This is a genomic window from Mitsuaria sp. TWR114, from assembly GCF_007997345.1.
On sequence record NZ_VOSR01000919.1, the window covers coordinates 1 to 4531 of the forward strand.

General features: G+C 69.2%; 5 protein-coding genes and 1 pseudogene. 3 read left to right on the forward strand and 3 right to left on the reverse strand.

Annotation, left to right across the window (positions count from 1 at the left end):
• Positions 1-294: hypothetical protein (locus tag FUT87_RS25800; protein WP_147242837.1), on the reverse strand; the 294-nt coding region annotated here is incomplete at its 3' end.
• A 5-nt stretch (positions 295-299) separates the two neighbouring features.
• A complete protein-coding gene (locus FUT87_RS25805; protein WP_147242838.1) occupies positions 300-953 on the reverse strand; it encodes an MEDS domain-containing protein in 654 nt (217 codons plus the stop codon).
• Between the two features lie 148 nt (positions 954-1101).
• Between FUT87_RS25805 and FUT87_RS25810 the strand changes: the two are divergent.
• Both FUT87_RS25810 and FUT87_RS31865 read left to right on the forward strand, forming a co-directional pair.
• Positions 1102-1331 (forward strand): annotated as a pseudogene (locus tag FUT87_RS25810) (DUF2789 domain-containing protein).
• Positions 1332-1426: 95 nt separating this feature from the next.
• Positions 1427-3400 carry a sensor histidine kinase gene (locus FUT87_RS31865; protein WP_404935448.1) on the forward strand — a complete coding sequence of 658 codons (1974 nt, stop codon included), beginning with the start codon at positions 1427-1429 and terminating at the stop codon, positions 3398-3400.
• A gap of 257 nt (positions 3401-3657) precedes the next feature.
• Here FUT87_RS31865 and FUT87_RS25820 read toward each other — a convergent pair whose 3' ends face one another.
• Positions 3658-3984, reverse strand: a complete 327-nt coding sequence (locus FUT87_RS25820) for a four-helix bundle copper-binding protein (RefSeq protein ID WP_091724428.1) — start codon at positions 3982-3984, stop codon at positions 3658-3660.
• Between the two features lie 252 nt (positions 3985-4236).
• Here FUT87_RS25820 and FUT87_RS25825 point away from each other — a divergent pair.
• On the forward strand, positions 4237-4531 hold a 295-nt coding region (locus tag FUT87_RS25825; RefSeq protein WP_404935449.1), incomplete at its 3' end, for a hypothetical protein.

The window sequence follows — 4531 nt, forward strand, 5'->3', positions numbered from 1 at the left end:
GGTGGCGGTGTCGGCGGCGTCGGGCATCTGCCGGCAGGCGGCGATGAAGTCGGTCCAGGCATCGTGCGCGACGCGCACCCCGCCCAGCTGCAGCAGCGTCGTCGGCGCGGCGTCGGGCACCAGCGGCGCGTGCACCAGGCAGACCGCGGTGCCGACGATGCGGTTGACCGCCTCGGTCGTCAGCTGCAGCACGGTGGCGGCATCACGGCCCACCCACAGCGCGGGCAGCGCCAGCAAACCCATCAGGTCTCGCAGCGCCCGGTCGGCGGCGGACGGTTCTCTTTCTCGGGACATCGTCGTCATTCGGCACGCCGGCCTGGTGCCGGCACTGGAAGCGCCGCCGGTGCCGACCGTCCGCGGCGCCGGCCGGTGGCGCGACGCGCGAACAGCTCGCGCAGCATTTCGGCCGGCGGCGTGAAAAAGGGATTCTCGCGCAGCACGCCGCCGATCATCGTGAGCGGATGCGTCCGCAGCAAATCCATCATGGTGGCCCCGTCCAGCGGCGCGAGGTCATAGACGCAGATCGCCAGCTGCTGGTTGGTGTCCAGCACGCGGTTGAGCCGCGCCTCGTATTCCAGCAGGTCCAGCCGGTCGATGCCGGGGCGGACCGCCCAGCCCATCTGCGCCATGACCCGCAGCCCGTCGAAGGCGCCGGACGCCGCGCCGCGCTCCGCCGTGGCGCGGTCCATCGCCTCGAGCAGGCCTTCGACGTCGAAGGCGCCCGCCTCGTCCGGCCACGGTCGCAGGACCAACTGCCCGCGATGCTCGCAGCCCGGCACGTCGATGCCGGCGGCGGCCAGCCGCACGCGATGCTCGTCCAGCCCGTCCGGTTCGACCAGATGCAGGTTGCACTCGTTGCGCGCCTGCGCCTCGCGGTAGAACGGCGCCAGCACCTGGCCGGCCTCGTCGCGGCTGTCAAAGAACGCGCAGATGTGGAAATGGGTGGTGATCACTGCTCTCTCATTCCATCCGGGGGCGCTCGCGCCGCGGATGTCCTCCGACCCGAGGTGTGGCGGCCAGGTAGCTGGCTCTTGTGAGTTAGGCTGGTGATGTTAGCCTTGATGAGTATGTGCGACCCGCAACCGCGCAAGGAGTGTCCCCATGGAGCCTGTCGTCCACCCGTTCTCGGCGCTGTTCGAGCAACTGGGACTGCCGCCGCCGAATCCGACATCCGCGCCTTCATCACCCGCCACCGTCCGCTGCCCGGTGACGTGAAAGTCCAGGACGCGCCGTTCTGGACGCCGGCCCAGGCCAAGGCGCTGCGCGACATGCTGCTGGAGGACGCCGACTGGGCCCCGGTGGTCGACCAGCTGAATCTGGCGCTCCACTGACTTGACGCGCGACACGCTGCCGGGGCGCCAGCCCTGGACGACCGGCTCGCGCGATGGGTCGGCCTCGGCGCGCGTGCGCGGTCCTCCTGCTGATCGTGCTGTTCGCCGGCTGGGCGGCCAGCCTGCCCGGCGGCCTGCTCGCCGGCCTGCTGTTCGCGGCCGAGTTCGCCTGCATCTTCGTCGGGCTGCAGTACACGACGGCGTCGCGGATGGTGGTGTTCCTCTACCTGTCGCCCTTCGTCGTCGCGCTGGGCATGCCGCTGATCTCGCCCGCCGAGCGATTGACGATGCGCCAGGTCTTCGAGATCGACCTCGACCCGTTCATCGGCCCGGAGGATGGATTCGACCCCGCGCGCGACGGCGACCCGGCCACGGCGCACCGTCCGCCCGCCAAGAGCCTGGTGCTCTCGCAGGCGATCAACGGCGCGGACATCTACCTCAACGGCGTCTGGATCAACGGGCTGGCGCAATCCAGCGCGCGGGCCCGCTTCATGTGGTTCCGCCCGCTGGTGGTGGAACTGCCGCCCAAGCTGCTGCGCCGCGACGGCCCGAACCGGGTCACCCTCGAAGTGAACAGCTGGGAGCCCTACTTCACGATCGCGCCCGTGCTGATCGGTCCGGCGGATCACGCCGCCTACGTCGCCGAGTCGATCCATTTCCTGTGCCGCACGCTGGCGAACGCATCGCGGGGCTTCTGCCTGCTGGCCGGCCTGTTCATGGTGGGCGTGTGGCTGGCGAATCGCAGCGATCCCGCCTTCGGGCTGCTGGGCGCGGCGTCGCTGATCTGGGCGGCCGTCTACACGCTGTCGCTGTGGATCTACATGCCGGCCGGGTGGCGCCCCGCCTGGCTCTGGGCCTTCTACCTGTGCGCGGGCGCGCTCAACGTGCTGCTGATCCAGTTCATCCTGCGCTACATCGACCAGCCGCTGAGCCGCCGCGCGCTGACGACGCTGGTGGCCATCTCGGCCGGGGCGGCGACGGTCTGGCCCTTCCTGGGACAGGTGGTCGAGTGGGACCTGGACATGTTCTGGATCTGGGTGCTGGTGCCCTTCCAGGCCTGGGCGATCCTGCGGCTGGCGCGCCACGCGTGGCGCACCCGCAGCAGCGACGCGGTGCTGCTGCTGGTCGTGGTGCTGGCGGCCGGCGCGCTCATCCTGCACGACTACAACGTGCTGATGCAGCTGGTGCGGCGCGCGCCCCGCGAGGACGACGGGACGCTCATGCGCCTGCTCACCGCGCCGATCTACCTGACCCACCTCGCCCTGCCGCCGCTGCTGATCGTGATGGCCCGGGTGCATCTGGCGAAGTTCCGCGTCAGCGTCGAGCATGTGCGCGAGGCCAACCGCATCCTGGCCGAAGCGCTGCGCCGGCGCGAGATGGAACTGGCCGTCAGCCACGCCCGGCAGCGCGACCTCGAGCGCGGCGAGGCGGCGCAGGAGGAACGCGAGCGGATCTACAGCGAGCTGCACGACGGCATCGGGTCGAAGCTGGTGCGGACGATCTTCAGCGTCCGCGATGGCCGCCTCGACCGCGATCAGGTCGAGCGCGGCCTGCTGGACGTGCTGCAGGGCGTGCGCGAGGTCATCAGCGAGACCGACACCACCGAACACCGGCCGATCCAGGACATCCTGTTCGACTACGGCGTGGACCTGGACGCGCTGCTGAGCGCGCCCGATTTCCAGGTCAGCTACGACATCGAGAACGACCGCGAATGCGTGCTGCTCGGAGGGCTGTCCAAGGAGGTGATGCGGATCGTCGAGGAGAGCGTGGCCAACACGCTGAAATACGCCCGCGCCTCGCGCCTGAACCTCTCGCTGCGGCTGGACGGCGACCTCCTCGTCGTGGTGGTCGAGGACGACGGCCAATCCGCCGCCGGCCCCGCACCCGCGGTGCGGCCGGCGTTCGGCACCTCCACCGGGCAGGGGCTCATCAACATGCGCGAGCGGGCGCGCCGCATGGGCGGCGAGTACCGCTTCGAGCGCGGCCCGGACGGGGCGCGTTCGACCCTGACCTTGCCGCTGGTGGCGGCCGTCGCGGCACCGCGCCACGAGGTGGTCGCTCCTCGCTGACGGGCGCCGCCGGGCAGCCGTGGCGGCTTCGCTTTTGCGAAACGTCAAATCAAAGTGAATATTCGACGGCAAACCGGAGTCATAGCCCTTGACGCGAATATCTCCAGTTGATCCAGACCCACGAAATTCGCCTCCACGGAATATGTCAACAAAAACTCGATCGCGGCGATATAAACGCCAGCCGAGTGGGAAATTCACCATCGGCCAGACGAATATCGGCGTCGCGCCAGGCAAGTACTGAACGCGGGCTGCGCAGCTCAATGGCCCGGCTGCAGCCGGTGCCGCTCGCCCGCGTGCACGTCGCAGGCCTCGGCGCAGGCGCGGCAGGCTTGCGCGCAACGCTTGCAATGGGCATGGGAATGCCGCTCGCACTCCTCGGCGCACGCTCGGCACAGGTGGGCGCACAACGCGCAGAAGTCACCGTGATGCTCGGACTCCCGGGAGAGCGCGCCCAGGGTGGCCTCGCAGAGGGCGGCGCAATCCAGGTTCAGCAGGGCGCAGGCTTCCAGGGTGCGGTCGCCGGAACGGATACAGGCGTTCGCGCATTGCCGGGTCGCGAGCAGCGCCTCGGCGCAGGCCCGCATGCAGGGCTCCAGGTCTTCAGAAGGGTTAGTCATGACGACTCCTCGGGGAAGGGGTGAAGACGGGATGTTGGCAACCGACATTCCCCGCCGGCCTCCGCTGGCCAGCACTACTCAAATTTGCTAGTCGCAATTCGGCATTCAGGGGCAGCAGATCAAAGAGTGACAAAAGGCTAGCAAATGAATGCTATTGTTGGCCGGCGAGACGAGAAAGGAAACTGAGCACCGAAGCAAAACCACTCCACGGAGTTTCCGGTGCTGACTCAAAACCCCTGCCCAGCGACGACCTGGATCCATATTCCCGGTTCGAAAACCTGGCGATATATCGCGATCGCCGCGACCCTCTCCGCCACCGCCGTCCCGGCCATCGCCGACGACGCCTCCGCGGCGATCCCCGCGCCTGAAGCCGCGGCCTCGGTTGCCTCGGCCCCCAGCCAGCCTGCCGTAACGCCTCCCGCGTCCCACTGGGGCGCCGCGATGGACGACTTCCTGCTGACCGCCCTGGCCGAAGATCCTTCGATCGAGCGCGCGCGGGCGTCGATCACCGCGG